The organism is Palleronia sp. THAF1 (assembly GCF_009363795.1).
GTDB lineage: Bacteria > Pseudomonadota > Alphaproteobacteria > Rhodobacterales > Rhodobacteraceae > Palleronia.
Genome location: NZ_CP045420.1, coordinates 598,947 through 617,970, shown reverse-complemented (window position 1 = coordinate 617,970; position 19,024 = coordinate 598,947). Strand labels below are relative to the sequence as shown.

General features: G+C 61.9%; 28 protein-coding genes and 1 pseudogene. 1 reads left to right on the top strand and 28 read right to left on the bottom strand.

Annotated elements, in window-relative coordinates; all coding sequences use genetic code 11:
• Nucleotides 1-156: 156 nt before the first annotated feature.
• The 12 genes from FIU81_RS03050 to rplO form a co-directional block, all read right to left on the bottom strand.
• Nucleotides 157-864, bottom strand: a complete 708-nt coding sequence (locus FIU81_RS03050; protein ID WP_124111473.1) for an ATP12 family chaperone protein — start codon at nt 862-864, stop codon at nt 157-159.
• Between the two features lie 63 nt (nt 865-927).
• Complete coding sequence (locus FIU81_RS03045) at nt 928-1,971, bottom strand: RluA family pseudouridine synthase (RefSeq protein ID WP_124111472.1); 1,044 nt, start codon at nt 1,969-1,971, stop codon at nt 928-930.
• Complete coding sequence (gene crcB, locus FIU81_RS03040; protein WP_124111471.1) at nt 1,968-2,345, bottom strand: fluoride efflux transporter CrcB; 378 nt, start codon at nt 2,343-2,345, stop codon at nt 1,968-1,970. The genes FIU81_RS03045 and crcB overlap by 4 nt, the downstream gene beginning before the upstream one ends.
• 31 nt (nt 2,346-2,376) lie before the next feature.
• Entirely contained in the window at nt 2,377-3,699 is a 1,323-nt protein-coding gene (locus FIU81_RS03035; protein ID WP_124111470.1) for a replication-associated recombination protein A, read from the bottom strand.
• Between the two features lie 97 nt (nt 3,700-3,796).
• Nucleotides 3,797-4,210, bottom strand: a complete 414-nt coding sequence (rplQ, locus tag FIU81_RS03030; RefSeq protein ID WP_124111469.1) for a 50S ribosomal protein L17 — start codon at nt 4,208-4,210, stop codon at nt 3,797-3,799.
• Nucleotides 4,211-4,327: 117 nt separating this feature from the next.
• Nucleotides 4,328-5,344: a DNA-directed RNA polymerase subunit alpha gene (locus FIU81_RS03025; protein ID WP_124111468.1), complete on the bottom strand. Its 1,017-nt coding sequence runs from the start codon at nt 5,342-5,344 to the stop codon at nt 4,328-4,330.
• Nucleotides 5,345-5,461: 117 nt separating this feature from the next.
• The gene (rpsK, locus tag FIU81_RS03020) at nt 5,462-5,854 is read right to left on the bottom strand and encodes a 30S ribosomal protein S11 (protein ID WP_124111467.1); all 393 of its coding nucleotides are present in this window, start codon (nt 5,852-5,854) and stop codon (nt 5,462-5,464) included.
• Nucleotides 5,855-5,869: 15 nt separating this feature from the next.
• Nucleotides 5,870-6,238, bottom strand: a complete 369-nt coding sequence (rpsM, locus tag FIU81_RS03015; protein ID WP_124111466.1) for a 30S ribosomal protein S13 — start codon at nt 6,236-6,238, stop codon at nt 5,870-5,872.
• 517 nt (nt 6,239-6,755) lie between these two features.
• Nucleotides 6,756-7,406, bottom strand: a complete 651-nt coding sequence (locus FIU81_RS03010) for an adenylate kinase (RefSeq protein ID WP_124111465.1) — start codon at nt 7,404-7,406, stop codon at nt 6,756-6,758.
• Entirely contained in the window at nt 7,403-8,782 is a 1,380-nt protein-coding gene (secY, locus tag FIU81_RS03005; RefSeq protein ID WP_124111464.1) for a preprotein translocase subunit SecY, read from the bottom strand. Before secY ends, FIU81_RS03010 begins: the two co-directional genes overlap by 4 nt.
• Before the next feature lie 111 nt (nt 8,783-8,893).
• A complete protein-coding gene (locus FIU81_RS03000) occupies nt 8,894-9,499 on the bottom strand; it encodes a DUF421 domain-containing protein (RefSeq protein ID WP_124111463.1) in 606 nt (201 codons plus the stop codon).
• Between the two features lie 111 nt (nt 9,500-9,610).
• Nucleotides 9,611-10,087 carry a 50S ribosomal protein L15 gene (gene rplO, locus FIU81_RS02995; protein ID WP_124111462.1) on the bottom strand — a complete coding sequence of 159 codons (477 nt, stop codon included), beginning with the start codon at nt 10,085-10,087 and terminating at the stop codon, nt 9,611-9,613.
• A gap of 42 nt (nt 10,088-10,129) precedes the next feature.
• On the opposite strand from rplO, the pseudogene FIU81_RS17125 reads away from it, so the two are divergent.
• A pseudogene (locus FIU81_RS17125) lies at nt 10,130-11,823 on the top strand (SLC13 family permease).
• A 59-nt stretch (nt 11,824-11,882) separates the two neighbouring features.
• Here FIU81_RS17125 and rpmD read toward each other — a convergent pair.
• The 16 genes from rpmD to rpsS all read right to left on the bottom strand — a co-directional run bounded on the left by rpmD (nt 11,883) and on the right by rpsS (nt 19,022).
• Nucleotides 11,883-12,071, bottom strand: coding sequence for a 50S ribosomal protein L30 (rpmD, locus tag FIU81_RS02985; RefSeq protein WP_124111461.1), 189 nt, complete (start codon nt 12,069-12,071; stop codon nt 11,883-11,885).
• Between the two features lie 3 nt (nt 12,072-12,074).
• On the bottom strand, nt 12,075-12,653 hold the full coding sequence (gene rpsE, locus FIU81_RS02980; RefSeq protein ID WP_124111460.1) for a 30S ribosomal protein S5: 579 nt from the start codon (nt 12,651-12,653) through the stop codon (nt 12,075-12,077).
• Nucleotides 12,654-12,763: 110 nt separating this feature from the next.
• Complete coding sequence (gene rplR / locus FIU81_RS02975) at nt 12,764-13,123, bottom strand: 50S ribosomal protein L18 (protein ID WP_124111459.1); 360 nt, start codon at nt 13,121-13,123, stop codon at nt 12,764-12,766.
• Between the two features lie 12 nt (nt 13,124-13,135).
• A complete protein-coding gene (rplF, locus tag FIU81_RS02970; protein WP_124111458.1) occupies nt 13,136-13,669 on the bottom strand; it encodes a 50S ribosomal protein L6 in 534 nt (177 codons plus the stop codon).
• A 13-nt stretch (nt 13,670-13,682) separates the two neighbouring features.
• On the bottom strand, nt 13,683-14,075 hold the full coding sequence (rpsH, locus tag FIU81_RS02965; RefSeq protein WP_124111457.1) for a 30S ribosomal protein S8: 393 nt from the start codon (nt 14,073-14,075) through the stop codon (nt 13,683-13,685).
• Between the two features lie 12 nt (nt 14,076-14,087).
• Nucleotides 14,088-14,393, bottom strand: coding sequence for a 30S ribosomal protein S14 (gene rpsN, locus FIU81_RS02960; protein ID WP_124111456.1), 306 nt, complete (start codon nt 14,391-14,393; stop codon nt 14,088-14,090).
• A gap of 14 nt (nt 14,394-14,407) precedes the next feature.
• Nucleotides 14,408-14,968, bottom strand: coding sequence for a 50S ribosomal protein L5 (rplE, locus tag FIU81_RS02955; RefSeq protein WP_124111455.1), 561 nt, complete (start codon nt 14,966-14,968; stop codon nt 14,408-14,410).
• Nucleotides 14,968-15,273, bottom strand: coding sequence for a 50S ribosomal protein L24 (gene rplX / locus FIU81_RS02950; protein ID WP_124111454.1), 306 nt, complete (start codon nt 15,271-15,273; stop codon nt 14,968-14,970). Before rplX ends, rplE begins: the two co-directional genes overlap by 1 nt.
• Complete coding sequence (gene rplN, locus FIU81_RS02945) at nt 15,273-15,641, bottom strand: 50S ribosomal protein L14 (RefSeq protein ID WP_124111453.1); 369 nt, start codon at nt 15,639-15,641, stop codon at nt 15,273-15,275. Before rplN ends, rplX begins: the two co-directional genes overlap by 1 nt.
• Before the next feature lie 83 nt (nt 15,642-15,724).
• Nucleotides 15,725-16,051, bottom strand: a complete 327-nt coding sequence (gene rpsQ / locus FIU81_RS02940) for a 30S ribosomal protein S17 (RefSeq protein WP_124111452.1) — start codon at nt 16,049-16,051, stop codon at nt 15,725-15,727.
• A 4-nt stretch (nt 16,052-16,055) separates the two neighbouring features.
• On the bottom strand, nt 16,056-16,271 hold the full coding sequence (gene rpmC, locus FIU81_RS02935) for a 50S ribosomal protein L29 (protein WP_124111451.1): 216 nt from the start codon (nt 16,269-16,271) through the stop codon (nt 16,056-16,058).
• 209 nt (nt 16,272-16,480) lie between these two features.
• Nucleotides 16,481-17,095: a TIGR02466 family protein gene (locus FIU81_RS02930; protein WP_124111450.1), complete on the bottom strand. Its 615-nt coding sequence runs from the start codon at nt 17,093-17,095 to the stop codon at nt 16,481-16,483.
• A 139-nt stretch (nt 17,096-17,234) separates the two neighbouring features.
• Nucleotides 17,235-17,648, bottom strand: a complete 414-nt coding sequence (gene rplP, locus FIU81_RS02925; protein WP_124111449.1) for a 50S ribosomal protein L16 — start codon at nt 17,646-17,648, stop codon at nt 17,235-17,237.
• Between the two features lie 12 nt (nt 17,649-17,660).
• Nucleotides 17,661-18,368, bottom strand: coding sequence for a 30S ribosomal protein S3 (gene rpsC / locus FIU81_RS02920; RefSeq protein WP_124111448.1), 708 nt, complete (start codon nt 18,366-18,368; stop codon nt 17,661-17,663).
• Entirely contained in the window at nt 18,361-18,747 is a 387-nt protein-coding gene (rplV, locus tag FIU81_RS02915) for a 50S ribosomal protein L22 (RefSeq protein WP_124111447.1), read from the bottom strand. The genes rpsC and rplV overlap by 8 nt, the downstream gene beginning before the upstream one ends.
• Entirely contained in the window at nt 18,744-19,022 is a 279-nt protein-coding gene (gene rpsS, locus FIU81_RS02910; RefSeq protein ID WP_124111446.1) for a 30S ribosomal protein S19, read from the bottom strand. Before rpsS ends, rplV begins: the two co-directional genes overlap by 4 nt.
• Nucleotides 19,023-19,024 lie beyond the last annotated feature (2 nt).

The following is a 19,024-nucleotide window of genomic DNA, read 5'->3' as shown; positions in this document are numbered from 1 at the left end:
AGTGAACCGGCGGTCGTTCCAGAACCCGGAGTCCGGGAACGGATGCCAAATTGTGAGGCTATTCATCACGGGTCGTCAAGGTGCGGCGCCCCACGAAACCGTTCGCAGGGCGGTGAAATACCTAGCGAAACAGGCGATTCAGCTTATGACGTAAGGTCAGGACGCGAGTGCCCAAAAACGATGCGCTTCGAGAAAAGATGCCCGCTTGCGGTCGGCAGCATCCCGCGCTTCCTCGTCTTCACCCCATTGCTCGGCCTGCCAGTCCTCGTCCAGCCGCGACAATTCCCACGCCTCTGACGGTGAATGGACCCCCTGTGTCGTGGCGTGCGCGAGAACCAAAGACCCGGAAAGGGCGACGAGATCGTGAAACGCCGCCAGCTGGAAGGCCGACATCGCCAGCATCGGAGCGGTCAACCTGTCCAGCGCCGCACCATCCTGCGGCACAGGCATGACGCCTTCGGTCACGGCCAACCGCGCGCCCAACTCGCGATCCGCCCACTCAAGGATAGGATCCCACAGCTGGGACTGTCGCATCATCAACGCACGAGGGCTGTCGGCGCGGTAGCTGAGCAAATCGGTCGCGCCGTAGTCCGACAGGATCGAGACGACGGCGTTCTTCTGGGGTGCGACCTTGTCTATTGCCGAATTGGCAGTGCGCGTCATCGGCATGGTGCGCGGGTCGACGATGTCTTCCTGCGCGTCCCATTCGGAGGCGATGGCACCGGCCAGCGGCTGGGTCGGCACCACCAGTGCCGCTCCGGCGGGGGTGCGGATCGGGCGGGTGTCCAGCATCACCTGCCAGCCATCGGCCACCTGCTCGCCCTTCGCTTCTTTCCAGAACCGTCGTGCCGCCCAATTCGTCATGCTTTTCTCCGTATCGCCTGCCGCGCAAGCTAGTCTTCGACCGCGCGCTGGCGACCGCCCCCGTCAGCTTGGGTCGAACGGATCGTCAGGCACATCGCCCACGTCCCATTCCAGCGAGGCCCAAGTGCGCTTCATATGATCCGGCAGCGGCGCAGTCAGATTGATCTGCGCGTGGGTTACCGGATGCTGGAACATCATCGAACGCGCGTGCAGGTGCAGCTTCTTCGACAGGTCGCCGCCCAACTGCGCGCCCCAGCCATCGCCAAGGTTCTCTTGCCCGGACCCGCCATACTTGCCGTCGCCGATGATCGGATGGCCCAGCTCTGACATATGCGCACGCAGCTGGTGCGTTCGGCCCGTAATCGGCTCCAACGCGCACCAAGACAGGCGGCCGCCAAGGGCCGACAGTACGATGAAGTCTGTTTCGGCCCGCTTGGCGCCGGGCGTGTCGGCCACGTCGCGTGGATGCAGGCAGATCATCTTCTCGCCCTCGCCGGACGCCCCATGACCGGCGGCCTTCACCAGCCCATACTTGATCGTGCCCATTTTCGGCTGCGGCACGCCCGCGACAGCGGCCCAGTAGATCTTGCGCGTCGCCTTGTGGCGCAGGGCTTCGGTCAGACCCTTCGCGGCTTCCCGCGTGCGGGCAAGCAGCAGGACGCCAGAGGTATCCTTATCCAGCCGGTGCACCAGCTTGGGCTTGTCGTCGAAGCCGTCGCGCAGCGCCTCGGACATCTGATCCACGTGGCGCAACTGCTTCGATCCGCCCTGCGTCGGCAGCCCCGGCGGCTTGTTGATGGCGATAATGTGGTCATCGCGGTAGATCACGGCGGCGCGGATCATCTTGGCGTCGGCGTCGCTGACATGGGCGTCGCTGCGATGCACGGCGGGCGCGGGTGTGTCGGGCAGCGGCGGGATACGAACCTCTTGCCCCTCTTCAACGCGGGTCGCGGTTTTCACGCGACCGCCATCGACGCGGATCTCGCCCTTGCGACACATCTTTTCGATACGACCCTGCGGCACCTGCGGGTAGTGCTTGCGGAACCAGCGATCCAGACGTTGATCGCCCTCGCCCGCCTCGATCTTGCGCGTGTGAACCCCACTCATGTGAAAAGCCCCCGTGCGATCATCAAACCGGCGTAAAGGCCGCCAATGGACGCGCCCACTGACAGCAGAATGTAAGCCGCCGCCTGCCCCGCTTCGCCCCGTTCCATCATGGTGACAGCCTCCAGCGAGAAGGCAGAAAATGTGGTGAAACCGCCCAGCAACCCGGTGGCTACCAAGGGCGATAGATGGGTCAGACCGCGCTGCGCCGCCGTCACGATGAACAGGCCCATCAACAGCGACCCGATCACGTTGCAGGTCATCACGGCCAGCGGAAAGCCCGGCCCCGCGATACGCGTGATCCATAGGCCAAGGCCGAAACGGGCCGAGGCCCCGATTGCGCCGCCGATAGCGACCTGTGCGAGTGTTCCGATCATGGTCGTCCCCTGTGCCGCGTTGCGTCCAAGGTCAATCCCCCTTGGCCTGCCGCTTGGCGCGCGCCTGCACGAACCAGTCCAACCGCTTCTTCAATTCGCGCTCGAACCCACGCTCCTTGGGCACGTAGTAGACCCCGCGTTTCATGCCATCTGGGAAGTAGTTCTGGCCCGAGAAGCCTTCTTCGGCGTCGTGGTCGTACTCATACCCTGCGCCATAGCCTTCGTCCTTCATCAGCCGCGTCGGCGCGTTGCGGATGATCTTCGGCGGAGGCTCTGACCCGGTGGTCTTGGCCGCGCGCATCGCTTCTTTGAAGGCCGCGTAGCCCGCGTTGGATTTGGGGGCGAGCGCCAGATAGGTGACCGCTTGTGCCAGCGCCAACTCGCCTTCGGGGCTGCCCAGACGTTCGTAGGTTTCCCACGCGTCCAGGCAGACGCGGTGGGCCTGCGGATCGGCCAGACCAATATCCTCGACCGCCATGCGCGTGATGCGGCGGGCAAGATAGCGAGGGTCTTCCCCGCCGGTCAGCATCCGCGCAAGCCAATACAAGGCAGCATCGGGATCTGAGCCGCGCACCGATTTATGTAGTGCAGAGATCAGGTTGTAATGCGCATCGCCCGACTTGTCGTATTGCGACGCGCGCCTTTGCAGACGCTTCTGAAGCGCATCGGGATCAAGCTTGCCGTCGATTTTCCACGCCGCGACCTGTTCGATCAGGTTCAGCAGCGCACGCCCGTCGCCATCGGCCATCTCGAGCAGTTGCTCTCGTGCGGGGCCGGTCAGCGGCAGCCCACGGCCCAGTTCCTTCTCGGCCCGCTGCGCCAGCAGTTCCAGATCGGTCAGATCCAACCTTTCCAGCACCAGCACCTGCGCGCGGGACAATAGCGCGGCGTTCAATTCGAACGAAGGATTCTCTGTCGTGGCGCCAACCAGAAGGATCGTGCCGTCTTCCATGTGGGGCAGAAAGCTGTCCTGCTGCGCCTTGTTGAAACGGTGGATCTCATCGACAAACAGCAGCGTCCCCTGCCCGTTCTGGCGACGCATCCGAGCGGCTTCGAATACCTTGCGCAGATCCGGCACGCCGGTGAAAATCGCGCTGATCTGCACGAAGTGCAGGTCAGTCTCGTGCGCCAGAAGCCGTGCGATGGTCGTTTTGCCAACGCCGGGCGGCCCCCAGAAGACGATGCTGGACAGTGCGCCAGAAGCCAGCATGACGCCCAGAGGCGAATCGGGGCCGATCACCTGACGTTGGCCGATCACATCGGCCAAGACTTGCGGACGCAGACGGTCAGCCAACGGACGCGGGGCGTTCGTGGGGGACTGCGGGGCAGAGGGTGTATCGAAGAGATCAGGCATCACAGCACTTTTAGGCGCGATGCGGAGCGTGGGCTACCATCGAATGCCCGACGCGGGTCACCTGCGCCCAGTGTTGGGGCGCAGGTGGATCGCTAATTCATTCGGCGTCTTCGGCTTCGAGACGCGCACGGTCGCCCGCGCCTTTGGCGTCGCGGTCACGATCGACGAACTCGATGATCGCCATCGGGGCCATGTCGCCATAGCGGAAACCGGCTTTCAGGATGCGGACGTAGCCGCCCTGACGCTCGGCGTAGCGGGGGCCAAGCACGTCGAACAACTTGGCGACATACTGGTCCTGCTTCAGCTGCGACGCGGCCTGACGGCGCGCGTGCAGATCGCCGCGCTTGGCAAGCGTGATCAGCTTTTCGACGATGGGCCGAAGCTCTTTCGCCTTGGGCAGGGTCGTCTTGATTTGCTCGTGCTCGATCAGTGAGCCGGACATGTTGGCGAACAGCGCCTTGCGGTGTTCGTGGGTACGGTTGAGGCGGCGGTATCCGCGAGAGTGACGCATGGTTTCAATCCTTTAGCGTGTTTTGCTTTGTCTGGCCGGCGATGCGTGTCACCAACTCTCCTTGGGGCGAATGCCCGGTCGTGATGCGGGGGCGATCAAGCGCCCCCGCGAAGTATCTTAGAAGTTGTCTTCGAACTTCTTGGCCAGATCCTCGATGTTCTCGGGCGGCCATTCCTCGACGTCCATACCAAGGTGCAGACCCATGCCCGACAGCACTTCCTTGATTTCGTTCAAGGATTTGCGGCCGAAGTTGGGGGTGCGCAACATCTCGGCTTCGGTTTTCTGGATCAGATCACCGATGTAGACGATGTTGTCGTTCTTCAGGCAGTTGGCCGAACGGACCGAAAGCTCCAGCTCGTCCACTTTCTTCAGCAGAAGCGGGTTGAACTCCAGGCCATCGTCGTCGGAGGCCGCGCCACCCTGATCGGGCTCATCAAAGTTGACGAAGATCGACAGTTGGTCCTGCAGGATGCGGGCAGCATAGGCCACGGCGTCATCCGGCGTCAGCGAACCGTCAGTTTCAAGCTTCAACGTCAGCTTGTCATAGTCCAGCACCTGGCCCTCACGGGTGGGCTGCACATCATAGCTTACCTTGCGAATGGGCGAGTAGATCGCGTCGATCGGCATCAAGCCAATGGGCGCATCCTCGGGGCGGTTCTTGTCGGCAGAGACGTAGCCCTTGCCCGTGTTCACGGTCATTTCCATGAACAGGTCGGCGCCATCGTCAAGGTGACACAGCACGTGATCCTTGTTCAGAACCTCGATGCCCTGGCTGACGGAAATATCACCGGCGGTGACGACCATCGGACCCTTGGCCGAAATCGAGACGCGCTTGGGGCCCTCGACTTCCATCTTGATCGCGACGCCCTTGAGATTGAGGACAATGTCGGTCACGTCTTCGCGCACACCTGCGACCGAGCTGAACTCGTGCAGCACGTTGTCGATCTGGACGGTCGTGATGGCGGCACCTTGCAGCGACGACATCAGAACGCGACGCAGGGCGTTGCCGAGCGTCAGGCCGAAGCCACGCTCCAGCGGTTCGGCGATCACGGTCGCCTGGCGCGCGGGGTTGTTGCCCGGCTTGACCTCAAGCTGCTGCGGCTTGATCAATTCCTGCCAATTTTTCTGAAGCATGTTGTCTCCTCAATTCCCGTCGGCGGCCCATGCGGCAAGCCCCGACACCCGAGGGTTAAAAACGACAGCGACAGGCCGAGCGAAAACCGCGCGGCCTGCCGGTAATTCGAAGTCCGATTAGACGCGGCGGCGCTTGGGCGGACGGCATCCGTTGTGGGCCATCGGCGTCACGTCGCGAATCGACGTGATGTTGAAGCCAGCGGCGGCCAGCGCACGAAGCGCCGATTCCCGGCCCGAACCGGGGCCCTGCACTTCGACTTCCAGCGTGCGGACGCCATGTTCCTGGGCCTTCTTGCCAGCGTCTTCAGCGGCCATCTGGGCGGCGTAGGGGGTCGACTTACGCGACCCCTTGAAACCCATGGTGCCTGCCGAGGACCAGGCAATCGCGTTGCCCTGGACGTCCGAGATCAGGATCTTAGTGTTGTTGAACGACGAGTTCACATGAGCAACGCCAGCGGCGATGTTCTTGGAAACCTTCTTCTTCGCGGATGCGCGACGATCACGTGCCATAGCTACGGTCTCCCTTTACTTCTTCTTGCCGGCAATGGCCTTCGCGGGGCCTTTGCGCGTGCGAGCGTTGGTGTGCGTACGCTGACCGCGCACAGGGAGGTTCCGACGGTGACGCAGGCCACGGTAGCAGCCCAGATCCATCAGACGCTTGATGTTCATCTGCGTCTCACGGCGCAGGTCGCCTTCAACGGTATAGTTCTCGTCGATGTGCTCGCGCAGCTTCAGGACTTCAGCGTCCGAAAGCTCGTTCACGCGGCGGGAGGCGTCGATGCCGACCGCTTCGCAGATTTCGACGGCAGAAGACCGGCCGATGCCGGTCACGTAGGTCAGCGCGATGGGAACGCGCTTGGCGGTGGGGATGTTGACCCCTGCGATACGTGCCAAGGTATATCTTCCTCTTCGTTGCGAGCCCGTGGTTCCAGGCCCTTTTTTCACAACGCAGGTGCGCGGCACTTCCGTGCGGCAGACCCATGTCATTCGGTGTATGTCGGGGCGCGAACGCCGGACGTGTCCTTGCGGACAGTGCGCCTTAGTCGGGATTCGCCGCGTGGTCAAGGCCGACGCGCGAAAGCCCGCCGCCCCTTTCGGGACAGCGGATATGGGTCTTGTGGTCTGGGTCTACAAGTCGGCCGTAGGGGCTCAGTCCGTATCCGACGAATTGACCAGAAGGACGATGCCGCCAACGGTGAAAACGGCGGCCAATAGGGCGACGGCAAGCGTCGCTGTAACTGCGATTGTCATAGGTCTGCCTCGGGTCTGCTTTTGTTATTGCGACCACGCTATCGGCAGGTCCCGCGATTCTCAAAGTGCCATATCCGTGATCGGCGTGGATCGGCTGACAAGACGTGAAAAAGGCGACACCGGGAAGGTGTCGCCTTTTTGATCTAGCAGGGCCAATAGCCTAGGCGTCCAGTTCAGATTTGATCGCGGTGGCGACCTCTTCGATCTCTGCCAGGCCATCGACGCGCCTCAACTTTTCCAAGGCGTAGTAGTAGCCGATCAGCGGCGACGTCTTTTTGTAGTATTCCAAAAGACGCGTGCGCAGGCTGTCTTCGTTGTCGTCGTCGCGACGCTTGAACTCGGTGCCACCGCAGTTTTCGCACTTGCCGTCATCAGGGATCGGCTTGGTGATGTCGTTGTAGACTTCGCCACAGCTCGCGCATGTCGAACGTGCGGTGATGCGCTTGACCAGCGCCTCGTCGTTCACCTGCATCTCGATCACGGCATCAAGGCTTTGGCCCTTCTTCTCCAGCAACTGCCCCAGAGCGTCGGCCTGCGCCAGCGTGCGGGGGAATCCATCGAAGATGAAGCCGTTGGTATCGTCGCTTTCAAGGCGCTCTTCGATCAGGCCGATGACGATCTCGTCGGTGACGAGCTCTCCACGGTCCATGACTTCTGCAACGCGGTTGCCCATCTCGGTGCCCGAGGTGCGCGCGGCGCGCAGCATGTCGCCGGTGGACAGCTGGGTCATGCCGCGGTCCTCCTCCAGCTTGCGCGCTTGCGTGCCTTTACCGGCCCCCGGCGGTCCGAGCAGAATGATATTGGTGGTCAACGGCGATTTCCTCCCCCACTGCCCGCGCGCGTCGGGCCTTTACGGCCTCGCTTCTTGCCGCGAAGCTGTGATTTTTCAATGAGCCCTTCGTATTGGTGCGCCAGAAGATGGCTTTGCACCTGCTGGATCGTATCCATCGTGACAGACACGACAATCAGGATCGAGGTGCCGCCGAAGATGAACGGCACGCCCGCCTGACTGCGGATGATTTCCGGCAGGACACAGACGGCGGCCAGATAGGCGGAACCCAGCACCAGCACGCGTGCGACCACGTAGTCCAGATACTCTTCGGTGCGCTTGCCGGGACGGATGCCGGGAATGAAGCCGTTCTGGTTCTTCAGGTTCTCGGCCACCTCTTCGGATTTGAAGGCGACGTTGGCGGTGTAGAAATACGTGAAGAACACGATCATGCCCGCGAAGAACAGGAAGTAAAGAGGCTGACCGGGGCCGAAGTAGGCCAGCAGGGTCGAGATCACGGGGCCGGACTGACCGCCGGAGAAGGTGGCCAGCGTGGTCGGCAGCAACAGCAGCGACGAGGCAAAGATCGCGGGGATGACGCCCGCGGGGTTCACCTTGATCGGCAGGTGCGAAGAGCCGCCATCGTAGACTTTCATCCCGACCTGACGGCGCGGATACTGGATGTGGATCTTGCGCAAGCTGCGTTCCATGAACACCACGAAGGCAAGAACAGCCACAACCATCAGCAGGATGCCGATGATGACGGCGGGGCTGATGGCACCGGCGCGACCAGAGGCGAGGAACTGCGCCAAGGCGGCGGGAAGCTCTGCGATGATGCCGACGAAGATGATCAGCGAAATACCATTGCCGATGCCACGCTGGGTGATCTGTTCGCCCAGCCACATCAGGAACATGGTGCCGCCGACCAGCGTAATCAGGCAGGCGATGCGGAAGAACCAGCCGGGATCGGTCACAAGGCCACCGGCTTCCAGCGAAACGGCGAGACCGTAGGCCTGGAACGTCGCAAGGAAGACCGTGCCGTAACGCGTGTACTGGTTGATCTTCTTGCGGCCCTGCTCACCCTCTTTCTTCAACTGTTCCAGCTGCGGGACCATCGCAGTCATCAACTGAACGATGATCGAAGCCGAGATGTAGGGCATGATGCCAAGGGCGAAGATCCCCATCCGGCTGATCGCGCCACCGGTGAAGATGTTAAGCATGCCGCCCAGACCGGAACTGGCCTGATCCATGAAATCGCGCAGCGCGCTGCCGTCGATGCCCGGCACCGGAATATAGGTGCCCAGTCGGTAGACGCACAGAAGTGCAAGGGCATACAGGATGCGGGCGCGCAGCTCGGTCGCCTTGCCGAAGGCGGACCAGCTCATGTTTGCGGCCATCTGCTCGGCTGCTGATGCCATGGGAGCCTCTTGAATAGATCACGGAAGCCGCACCGGACGGGCGGCGGAAAACTCAAGGTGATGTAGAGGCGTGCGCGAGGCGGCGCAACCTCGTTCCCCGTCCCGTTGCGTTCAGGTTTTTTCTTCCGGCGTGGTCTGGGGGTCGTCTTCCTGTTTCGTGCGCATGGAGTCTACGCCGCGCACGTTGCCCATCAGGTCCGCATTATCGATCCGAACGTCGCGATCCTCGTCCCCGAAGGGGATGACGGTCATGCGGCCGTCGGTTTCCAAAACGACCCATTTGACCGCTTCGACATTCGTGTAGCCGTGTTCGCGCAGGCGACCGTAGAGTTCGTCGGTCGAGATACGCTCGCGCCGCAAAGCATCGTTCAGCATCTCACCCCGGTGGACCAGAAGCTGCGGCGTTGGTTTCACGGCCCGCGCGATCCACGGCGCCTGAATGACGGACCACGTGGTTGCCCATTGGCACAGGCCCAGAACCACCATCGCGAAGGCGGCATCGGCGATGGACACGTCTTTCAGCAGGATGCCGGACGAGGCGAGGCTGCCGATGGCGACCGTGATGATCCAGTCGAAGTTGTTCATCTGCGACGTGGTGCGCTTTCCAAGAACGCGCATCAAAAGAACCGCGAAGACGAAGAAAAACAGCGCGCCGACGCCGATGGCGCCGATGCGCGACCAGTCGTTGAACCAAAGATCGATTCGCGGGTCGTTCATGGGGCGGACATCGGTCCGTGACCTTGGATTTCAATGGTGGAATGAGGCGTCAGAGTGAAAAAGGCCGCACCCGGTGGGATGCGGCCTGTTCAGAAGCTGGATTGCCTTGGATCAGGCTTCCGAGCTTTCCTTCTTGGGCTGGGTCACGGTGACAGAGCCGCCGGCCTTCTCGACCGCTTCGATCGCACCGGCCGACGCACCGGCCACGGTGATCTTGACGGCCGTCGTGATCTCACCCTTGGCGAGCAGACGGATACCGTCCTTGCGGCGACGGATCAGGCCCGAATCAAGAAGCTCGGTCTCGGTGATCTCGGCGCCCAGTTTGCCCGCGTCGATGAACTTCTGGATCAGGCCCAGGTTCACGACCGCGTGCTCTTTGCGGTTGATGTTGTTGAAGCCACGCTTGGGCAGACGCTGGTAGAGCGGCATCTGGCCACCCTCGTAACCCTTGATGGCCACACCCGAACGGGACTTTTGACCCTTGATACCGCGACCGGCGGTCTTGCCCTTGCCAGAGCCGGGACCACGGCCAATGCGCTTGGCTTTCTTGGCCGCGCCGTCGTTGTCGCGCAGTTCATTCAGTTTCATATCGCTTCTCCTGTCTTGCCGGACGACCCCTCCGGGAAGCGGATGAGGGGGACACGGCGTTGCTTGAAAGGCGGCGCGTATCGCGATCGGTGCGAACGGTCAAGATGCAGGCTTGAGCAACCGTGCGATCGGTCCATGTCATTCTGTGTGTGTAGTGGAGGGTGCAGGATGTCGAAACCAGTAGAGGATCAAGGACTAGGCGACACCGAGGAAGGTCGATCTTCATCGCAAACGTCGACTTGGGTACTGCGATTACTGGGCGTCGGCCTTGCTCTGATCGTTTACATGGCGCTTGGGGCCGCAGAGGACCTGACACCGGACGCGCGTGCCGTCGCCTCTGTCGCCGCCTTGATGGCTGTGTGGTGGATGACGGAGTGCGTTCCGCTACCCATCACGTCCCTGCTGCCGATCATCCTGTTGCCCGCGCTGACGGAGACGTCCGTCGGAGAGGCCACAGCGCCCTATGCCAGTTCCATCGTCTTTCTGTTCGTCGGTGGCTTTCTGATCGCCATCGCCATGGAGAAGTGGGACCTGCACCGGCGAATCGCGTTGATGGTGCTGGAGAAGGTCGGCGTTGCGCCAAAACGGATCGTGCTGGGCATGATGATCGCCACAGGCTTTCTGTCGATGTGGGTGTCGAACACCGCGACGACCCTGATGATGCTGCCCATCGGCTTGTCGGTGCTGGCGCTGGTGGTCGAGCGCAGCAAGGGCGATCAAACTGGCGAGGACATGCAGGCCGCCTTGGAGAAAGGCACGATTTCCGACGCGGTGTCAGACCCAAATATCAAAACGTTCGGCGTTTGCCTGACCTTGGCGATTGCATGGTCAGCGTCGATGGGTGGACTTGGGACGCTGCTGGGGTCGCCGCCAAACGCTATCGTCGCGGGCTATGCGTCGGACGAGCTGGGGTAGAGATCGGCTTTCTGCAATGGATGATGATCGGTGTGCCCTTGGCCTCGATCTTCATCGTGATCGGATGGCTACTGATGACCAACGTCCTGTATCGTTTCAAGCTGGACGAAATCCCCGGCGGGCAAGAGATGATCCAGGGCGAGATCAAGAAGCTCGGCGCGATGAGCCGCGCCGAAAAGCTGGTGGCGGCGGTATTCGTCGGTGCAGCGGCGTTCTGGGTGCTGCCCGGTCTGTTATCGGGTATCCCCGAATTGGGTGGCATCGACGTCTTCGACGATACCGTGATCGCCATCTCCGCAGGTGTGGCGCTGTTCCTTTTGCCCGCCAGATCGGGCGAGATGCTGATGTCTTGGCGCGACGCAGAGGAAGGATTGCCGTGGGGCGTGCTATTGCTCTTCGGCGGTGGTCTTAGCCTTGCGGGAGCTGTGGCCTCTAGTGGGTTGGACGAATGGTTCGGCGCGCAGGTCAGCGGGCTTGGGTCGCTGCCATCGATCCTATTGGTGGGGTCTGTCGTTCTGATCGTGCTGTTCCTGACAGAGATCACGTCGAACACCGCGACGGCCGCGACCTTCATTCCCGTGCTGGGCGGCGTTGCTATCGGCATCGGGGCAGAGCCGCTTGGCCTTCTGGTCCCAGCCGCCTTCGCGGCAACCTGTGCCTTCATGCTGCCAGTGGGCACGCCGCCGAACGCCATTGTCTTCGGCACGGGCAACGTGACAATTGGACAGATGGTCAGGGGCGGTGTCGTCCTGAACGTCGTCGGCGTGATCCTCATCACGCTGATCTTCCAGTTCATCGGGCCGTTAGCGTTGGGTCTGTAAACGAAAACGCCCCGGACCATTTCGGGTCCGGGGCGTTTTGATTTGCTATCGAAGAGGCTTTAGCCGCGCTCTTCGATGATCTGCACCAGGTGCGGGATCTTGTTGACCATGCCGCGGACGGAAGGAGTATCTTCCAACTCACGGGTGCGGTGCATCTTGTTCAGTCCCAGACCGACCAGCGTCTTGCGCTGGATGGCGGGGCGACGGATGGGCGAACCCACCTGCTTGACGACGATTGTCTTTGCCATGGTTTAGGCCTCCTCGGCGACTTGGCTGGACGAGTCGGGTGCCTCGTCGCGCTTGGGCAGAATATCGGCGACCTTCTTGCCGCGACGCTGCGCGACCGAACGGGGGCTCGACTGGTTACGCAGACCGTCCAGCGTGGCGCGGATCATGGCGTAGGGGTTCTGCGAGCCGTTGGACTTCGCAACGACGTCCTGAACGCCCAGCATCTCGAACACGGCGCGCATCGGGCCACCGGCGATGATGCCCGTACCCTGCGGCGCGGTGCGCATGACGACCTTACCGGCACCGTGGTGACCGTTGACGTCGTGGTGAAGCGTGCGGCCGTCTTTCAGGGCGACGCGCATCATGTTGCGCTTGGCGGCCTCGGTGCCCTTGCGGATCGCCTCGGGAACTTCCTTGGCCTTACCCTTGCCGAAGCCGACGCGGCCACGCTGGTCGCCGACAACGACGAGTGCGGCGAAGCCAAAGCGCTTACCGCCCTTGACGGTCTTCGACACGCGGTTGATCGCGACAAGGCGATCGGCGAATTCCGGGTTCTCGTCCCGCTGGTTGCGGCGTCCGCCGCGATTGTCGTCTCTTGCCATTCGGATGGCTCCTTCATTCAGCGGGCGCCTCGCACCCTGTTCGTGTCGATCCTTGGTGCCCAAAGGCCCGGATCATCGAGGGGGGCCGCGAACGACCCCCCTACTGGTTCTTACAGCTTCAAGCCGCCTTCACGCGCCGCGTCGGCCAAGGCCTTGACGGTGCCATGATACAGAAAGCCGCCGCGGTCGAAATAAGCCTCTTCGTGGCCCTTCGCCTTGGCACGCTCGGCGATGGCCGATCCGACCTTCGCCGCTGCTTCGCGGTTGTTCTTGCCCACGACGCCCAGATCCTTCTCCAGAGTGGAAGCGGAGGCGAGCGTCACACCCTGCACATCGTCGATGAGCTGGGCGTGGATGTTCTTGTTCGAGCGGTGGATCGACAGCCGAAGCTTGCCGTTGGCCACCTTGCGAAGCTTGTTCCGGACGCGCAGACGGCGCTTCTGGAACAGCTGGAGTTTTGTATTAGCCATTCTATCCGGTCCTTACTTCTTCTTGCCTTCCTTGCGGAAGATAAACTCGCCCTTATAGCGGATGCCCTTGCCTTTGTAGGGCTCGGGACGGCGCCATTCGCGGATGTTGGCCGCGACCTGACCCACCTGCTGCTCATCGTTGCCTTCGACGACGATCTCGGTCTGCTTGGGGACCGTGATCGTGACGCCTTCCGGCACGGGGAAGTCAACATCGTGCGACAGACCCAAGTTCAGCTTCAGTACGTTGCCCTGAAGAGCTGCGCGGTAACCCACGCCCTGAATCTCCAGCTCTTTCTTGAAGCCGGTGGTCACGCCTTGAACGAGGTTCGCGACCATGGTGCGGGACATGCCCCACTGCTGGCGCGCGCGCTTCGAGGAACCACGGGGCGTTACGCTGATCGCGCCGTCTTCGACAGCGATCGACACATCGTCCGTGGCCTTGAACGACCGCTGGCCCTTGGGGCCTTTGATCGTGATGGTCTGACCGTCGACGTTCGCCTCTACACCAGAGGGAAGCTCGACGGGTCGTTTTCCGATACGAGACATGGGAAATCCCTCCTTAGAAGACGGTGCAGAGCACTTCGCCGCCGACATTGGCAGAGCGCGCGGACTGGTCCGACATCACGCCCTTGGGGGTCGAGACGATGGACACGCCAAGGCCCTGACGGACGGACGGAATGTCGTTGACGCCCGAGTACACGCGACGACCAGGGGTCGAAACGCGACGCAGGTCTTTGATGACCGGGGTGCCTTCGTAGTACTTCAGGCTGATCTCGATCGCCGGATGGCCGTTCACATCCTTGGTTTCTTCGTAACCACGGATGTAGCCTTCGTCGGCCAGAACATCGAGAACCCAGGCCCGCAGCTTCGAGGCGGGGGTGATGACGGTGGACTTGCCACGCATCTGCGCGTTGCGGATGCGGGTGAGCATATCGCCGAGAGGATCGTTCATACTATTCCCTCCTTACCAGCTGGACTTGACGAGACCGGGGATCTGCCCGGTGCTGCCGAGATCCCGCATCGCGATCCGGCTCATGCGCAGCTTACGGTAGTAGGCGTGCGGGCGGCCGGTCAGCTGGCAGCGGTTGTGAAGACGGGTCGCGGAGGAATTGCGGGGCAGTTTGGCCAGCTTCAACTGGGCCTTGAACCGCTCTTCCATCGGCTTGGACTCGTCGCGGGCGATGCCCTTGAGTTCGGCGCGCTTGGCGGCGTAGCGATCCACCAGAGCCTGACGCTTCTTCTCGCGTTCGATCATTGCTTTCTTGGCCATGATATCCTCCAGGCTCAGCTGCTGAACGGCATGTTGAATTGCTTCAACAGTGCCTTCGCTTCGGCATCGGTGGCCGCGGTGGTGACGATGATAACGTCCATGCCCCAGACTTCATCGACCTTGTCGAAGTTGATCTCGGGGAAAACGATGTGCTCTTTCATGCCCATGGCGAAGTTGCCACGGCCATCGAACGAAGGCTTCACGCCGCGAAAGTCCCGGATGCGGGGCATCGCCACGGTGATCAGACGATCCAGAAAGTCATACATCCGGTCGCCGCGCAGGGTCACTTTCGCACCCAGCGGCATGTCTTCACGAACGCGGAAGCCGGCGATGGACTTCTTGGCCTTGGTCACGACAGCCTGCTGGCCGGTGATCGCGGTCAAGTCGTCCTGCGCGGACTTGGCTTTCTTGGAGTCGCGAACGGCCTCGGAACCGGCACCGATGTTCAGCACGATCTTGTCGAGCCGAGGGATCTGCATGTCGTTCTTGTAGCCGAACTCTTCTTTCAGAGCGGCCTTGATCGTGTCGCGGTACTGCGCGCGGAGGCGCGGGGTATAGTTGGCTTGGTCGAGCATCAGATCGCGTCTCCCGTGGTCTTGGCGAAGCGGACCTTCTTGCCGTCTTCCTCGCGGAAGCCGACGCGGGTCGCTTTGCCGTTGGCGTCCAGCAGGGCCAGGTTCGACAGGTCGATCGGCATGGCCTTCGGCTTGCGGCCGCCCTGGTCGGTCTGGGACTGGCGCGTGTGGCGGATCGCCATGTTCACGCCCTCGACGACGGCCTTGCCCTTTGCGGGCATGACCTGGGCGATCTCGCCCTCTTGCCCCTTGTCCTTGCCGGCAAGGACGATGACCTTGTCACCTTTGCGGAGTTTGGCAGCCATTACAGCACCTCCGGAGCGAGCGAGATGATCTTCATGTAGTTCTTGGCACGAAGCTCACGGACAACCGGCCCGAAGATACGGGTGCCGATCGGCTCGTTGTTGTTGTTGAGGATCACGGCGGCGTTGCGATCGAAACGGATCGCGGTGCCGTCTTCGCGGCGCACTTCTTTGGCGGTACGCACGACGACGGCTTTGCGCACGTCGCCCTTCTTGACGCGGCCGCGCGGAATGGCCTCTTTCACGGAGACGACGATAACGTCGCCCACCGAGGCATACTTCCGCTTCGACCCGCCCAGAACCTTGATGCACTGAACTCGGCGTGCGCCGGAGTTGTCAGCAACATCCAGATTGGTCTGCATCTGGATCATAAGTTATCTCCCGACCTTCAGGGACCACCCCTGGGGTTTCGTATGTATCCCGCCCCGACGACGCCGGGGCGGTCAGGCCTCCCTTAGTGGGCGGCCTCTTTCTCTTCGTGACGCTGAGCATCTTCGATCTGCTGCTGCTTGGCTGCTTCTTCGCGAGCAGCCTCGTAGGCTTCGATCATCTCTTGCGTCATCACTTCCCAGACCTTCGTCTTGGACTTGGGCGCGCATTCCTGAATGCGGACCAGGTCGCCGACGTTGAACTGATTGTTCTCGTCGTGGGCGCGATACTTCTTCGACTTACGGATGGTCTTCTTCATCAGCGGGTGCGTGAAGCGACGCTCGACCGAGACGGTGATGGTCTGTTCGTTCTGGTTCGACGTGACAACGCCTTGGAGAATACGCTTGGGCATGGACTCAGGCCTCCGTCTTGGCGGCGTCACGCGCCTTTTCGTTCAGGATCGTCTTCACGCGGGCGACGTCACGACGGACGATGCGCATACGCGAGGTGTTTTCCATCTGGTTCGTCGCAGCCTGGAAACGCAGGTTGAACTGCTCTTTCTTCAGCTGGGCAAGCTGATCGCGCAGCTCGTCCGGGGTCTTGCCCCGCAGATCGGTCGCTTCAAGCGCCATTGTTCTAGCCTTTCAACATCACCGGAGGGCCGTGCGAACACGTCACCCTGATTCCCGGTGGAGGTGGATGAAGGCGCTCTTTAGTTTGCATCCACTCAGGACGCAACACCCATTGTCGGAGAAGCGGCTTACTGCTGCAAAGGGCTCCGCCCGTTCGGCCCTCAAACGCTCCACAGGAGCGTTTGCCGCACTAACGTGCGAACCGGGCCTTACACCCACTTATAATTGAAGCTCACCGAAATCCGCTCTTCCTCGCTCATGTTCAGCGGGACTTCGTGGCGGATGAAACTCTCCCACAGCAGGACGTCACCGACCTCTGGTCGCACGTAGACGAAGGGCTTCAGCGCTTCGGGCGCGTCCTTTTTGCGCGGGGGGTGGGCCATCATCATGGGGTGGCGGGGGTCCTCAAAACGGATGGCGGAGGTGCCTTCGGGCATGGCGACATAGGTTGTGCCCGAGATCACCGAATGGGGATGCAGGTGGCCAGAGTGGCTGCCACCCTCGGGCAGGATATTGATCCAGATATCCTCCAGCACCAGCTTCCCCTCTCCCAGATCCAGATGCAGGTCTTCGGCGAAAGCGGCGACGTGGGCGTCGAGCACTTTCACCAGATCGGCGAAGATCGGCGCGCGCCACGGCAGGTCGGTCAGCGAGGCGTAAGAAGTGTAGCCGGGATAGCCCTGTTCTTCGCACCACTCCTGCCCGGCCTCGTCATCCTCGGCGATCGCGATGGCGGTCGCTTCCAACTCGGAAATGTCGAGGGCGCCATGGTCCGACAGGGTGGCGCGGTAGAGGGGGGAAGCGAAGAGGTTGGTGAGGGGCATGGAAGAGGTCCGGAAATCGGTTGGGTTTTGAGAATAAGAATAGGGCAGAGGTTTCCCCCTGCCCTATTCAATTTCTACCGGGTGTCGGCCCGCATCTTGCTGCGCAACATGCTATGCCGCACTACGCGCGAGACTGGTTCTACCAGTCTTCGCGCGCGACGACGCGCGTTTTGATCGGTAGCTTCATCGCGGCAAGGCGCAGGGCCTCGCGGGCGATGTCTTCCGGCACACCGTCCAGTTCGAACATCACGCGGCCGGGCTTGACCTTGGCGGTCCAGCGGTCGACCGAGCCCTTGCCTTTACCCATACGCACTTCGATGGGCTTGGCGGTGACGGGCACGTCGGGGAAGATGCGGATCCACACGCGACCCTGACGCTTCATCTGGCGCGTCATGGCCCGGCGGGCAGCTTCGATCTGACGCGCTGTGATGCGCTCGGGCTCGACGGCTTTCAGACCGAACGATCCGAAGTTCAGGTCAGACCCGCCCTTCGCTTCGCCGCTGATACGGCCCTTGAACATCTTGCGGAATTTCGTGCGCTTCGGCTGAAGCATGGCAATTCCTCCTTAACGACGGCCGCCGGCGCCACGGGGCGTCGGGCCGTCTTGGATTTCCTGGGCACGGCGATCGCGGGCCTGCGGGTCATGTTCCATGATCTCACCTTTGAAGATCCAGACCTTGATCCCGATGATCCCGTAGGCCGTCTTGGCCTCGATCGTCGCGTGGTCGATATCGGCACGCAGGGTGTGCAGGGGCACGCGGCCCTCGCGGTACCATTCGGTCCGGGCAATCTCGGCACCGCCAAGGCGGCCTGCGAGGTTCACACGGATACCCAAGGCACCCATACGCATGGCGTTCTGCACCGCACGCTTCATGGCGCGACGGAAAGACACCCGGCGCTCCAGCTGCTGCGCGATGGACTCACCGACCAGAGCGGCGTCGAGTTCCGGCTTGCGGACTTCGACCACGTTCAGGTGCAGCTCGCTATCCGTCATCGAAGCCAGCTTCTTGCGCAGCGTCTCGATGTCCGCGCCTTTCTTGCCGATGATGACGCCCGGACGCGCGGTGTGGATGGTCACACGGCACTTCTTGTGCGGACGCTCGATGATGACGCGGCTGATGCCGGCGGCCTTGCACTCTTCCTTGATGAACTCCCGCATGCGGATGTCTTCCATCAGAAGATCGCCGTAGTCCTTCGTGTCGGCGTACCAGCGGCTGTCCCAGGTCCGGTTGACCTGAAGCCGCATGCCGATCGGGTTTACTTTATTACCCATTCGCTTGCTCCTCGACCTGGCGGACCTTGATGGTGATCTCCGAGAACGGCTTGATGATGCGGCCGAACCGGCCCCGCGCACGGGGACGCCCGCGCTTGAGCGTCAGGTTCTTGCCCACATAGGCCTCGGCGACGATCAGCTCGTCCACGTCCAGGTTGTGGTTGTTTTCGGCGTTCGCGATGGCGGACTGAAGGCACTTCTTCACGTCAGCGGCGATACGCTTCTTCGAGAAGGTGAGATCGACAAGTGCCTTTTCCACCTTCTTGCCACGGATCAGACCGGCGACGAGGTTCAGCTTCTGCGGAGACGTGCGCAGCATGCGCGTCTTCGCCATAGCCTCATTATCGGCCACGCGGCGGGGATTCTTTTCCTTGCTCATTTGCGCTTCGCCTTCTTGTCGGCGGCGTGACCGTAGTAGGTCCGCGTCGGGCTGAATTCGCCGAACTTCTGGCCGATCATCTCTTCGGAGACATTCACCGGGATGTGCTTCTTCCCGTTGTAGACGCCGAAGGTCAGACCAACGAATTGCGGCAGGATGGTGGAACGGCGCGACCAGATCTTGATGACCTCGTTGCGGCCGCTCTCGCGGGTTTTCTCGGCCTTCTTGAGGACGTACGCGTCCACAAAGGGGCCTTTCCATACGGAACGAGACATAA

Bases quoted from the DNA above. Each gene is read 5' to 3' on its own strand.
- rplX (WP_124111454.1), bottom strand. From the start codon at position 15,273: ATGGCTGCCAAACTCCGCAAAGGTGACAAGGTCATCGTCCTTGCCGGC.
- rplQ (WP_124111469.1), bottom strand. From the start codon at position 4,210: ATGCGTCACTCTCGCGGATACCGCCGCCTCAACCGTACCCACGAACAC.
- rplR (WP_124111459.1), bottom strand. From the start codon at position 13,123: ATGGCTAATACAAAACTCCAGCTGTTCCAGAAGCGCCGTCTGCGCGTC.
- rpsH (WP_124111457.1), bottom strand. From the start codon at position 14,075: ATGAACGATCCTCTCGGCGATATGCTCACCCGCATCCGCAACGCGCAG.
- rpsK (WP_124111467.1), bottom strand. From the start codon at position 5,854: ATGGCACGTGATCGTCGCGCATCCGCGAAGAAGAAGGTTTCCAAGAAC.
- rpmC (WP_124111451.1), bottom strand. From the start codon at position 16,271: ATGGCGCTTGAAGCGACCGATCTGCGGGGCAAGACCCCGGACGAGCTG.
- rplO (WP_124111462.1), bottom strand. From the start codon at position 10,087: ATGAAACTGAATGAACTGCGCGACAACGACGGCGCGGCCAAGAAAGCC.
- crcB (WP_124111471.1), bottom strand. From the start codon at position 2,345: ATGATCGGAACACTCGCACAGGTCGCTATCGGCGGCGCAATCGGGGCC.
- FIU81_RS03025 (WP_124111468.1), bottom strand. From the start codon at position 5,344: ATGCTTCAGAAAAATTGGCAGGAATTGATCAAGCCGCAGCAGCTTGAG.
- rpsE (WP_124111460.1), bottom strand. From the start codon at position 12,653: ATGGCAAGAGACGACAATCGCGGCGGACGCCGCAACCAGCGGGACGAG.
- rpmD (WP_124111461.1), bottom strand. From the start codon at position 12,071: ATGGCAAAGACAATCGTCGTCAAGCAGGTGGGTTCGCCCATCCGTCGC.
- rplV (WP_124111447.1), bottom strand. From the start codon at position 18,747: ATGAGCAAGGAAAAGAATCCCCGCCGCGTGGCCGATAATGAGGCTATG.
- secY (WP_124111464.1), bottom strand. From the start codon at position 8,782: ATGGCATCAGCAGCCGAGCAGATGGCCGCAAACATGAGCTGGTCCGCC.
- rpsS (WP_124111446.1), bottom strand. From the start codon at position 19,022: ATGTCTCGTTCCGTATGGAAAGGCCCCTTTGTGGACGCGTACGTCCTC.
- FIU81_RS02930 (WP_124111450.1), bottom strand. From the start codon at position 17,095: ATGCCCCTCACCAACCTCTTCGCTTCCCCCCTCTACCGCGCCACCCTG.
- rplF (WP_124111458.1), bottom strand. From the start codon at position 13,669: ATGTCTCGTATCGGAAAACGACCCGTCGAGCTTCCCTCTGGTGTAGAG.
- FIU81_RS03050 (WP_124111473.1), bottom strand. From the start codon at position 864: ATGACGAATTGGGCGGCACGACGGTTCTGGAAAGAAGCGAAGGGCGAG.
- rplP (WP_124111449.1), bottom strand. From the start codon at position 17,648: ATGCTTCAGCCGAAGCGCACGAAATTCCGCAAGATGTTCAAGGGCCGT.
- FIU81_RS03045 (WP_124111472.1), bottom strand. From the start codon at position 1,971: ATGAGTGGGGTTCACACGCGCAAGATCGAGGCGGGCGAGGGCGATCAA.
- rpsQ (WP_124111452.1), bottom strand. From the start codon at position 16,051: ATGCCCAAGCGTATTCTCCAAGGCGTTGTCACGTCGAACCAGAACGAA.
- rplE (WP_124111455.1), bottom strand. From the start codon at position 14,968: ATGCTCGACCAAGCCAACTATACCCCGCGCCTCCGCGCGCAGTACCGC.
- rplN (WP_124111453.1), bottom strand. From the start codon at position 15,641: ATGATCCAGATGCAGACCAATCTGGATGTTGCTGACAACTCCGGCGCA.
- rpsC (WP_124111448.1), bottom strand. From the start codon at position 18,368: ATGGGTAATAAAGTAAACCCGATCGGCATGCGGCTTCAGGTCAACCGG.
- FIU81_RS03000 (WP_124111463.1), bottom strand. From the start codon at position 9,499: ATGAACGACCCGCGAATCGATCTTTGGTTCAACGACTGGTCGCGCATC.
- rpsN (WP_124111456.1), bottom strand. From the start codon at position 14,393: ATGGCCAAGAAAGCAATGATCGAACGCGAGAAGAAGCGTCAGGCTCTG.
- FIU81_RS03035 (WP_124111470.1), bottom strand. From the start codon at position 3,699: ATGCCTGATCTCTTCGATACACCCTCTGCCCCGCAGTCCCCCACGAAC.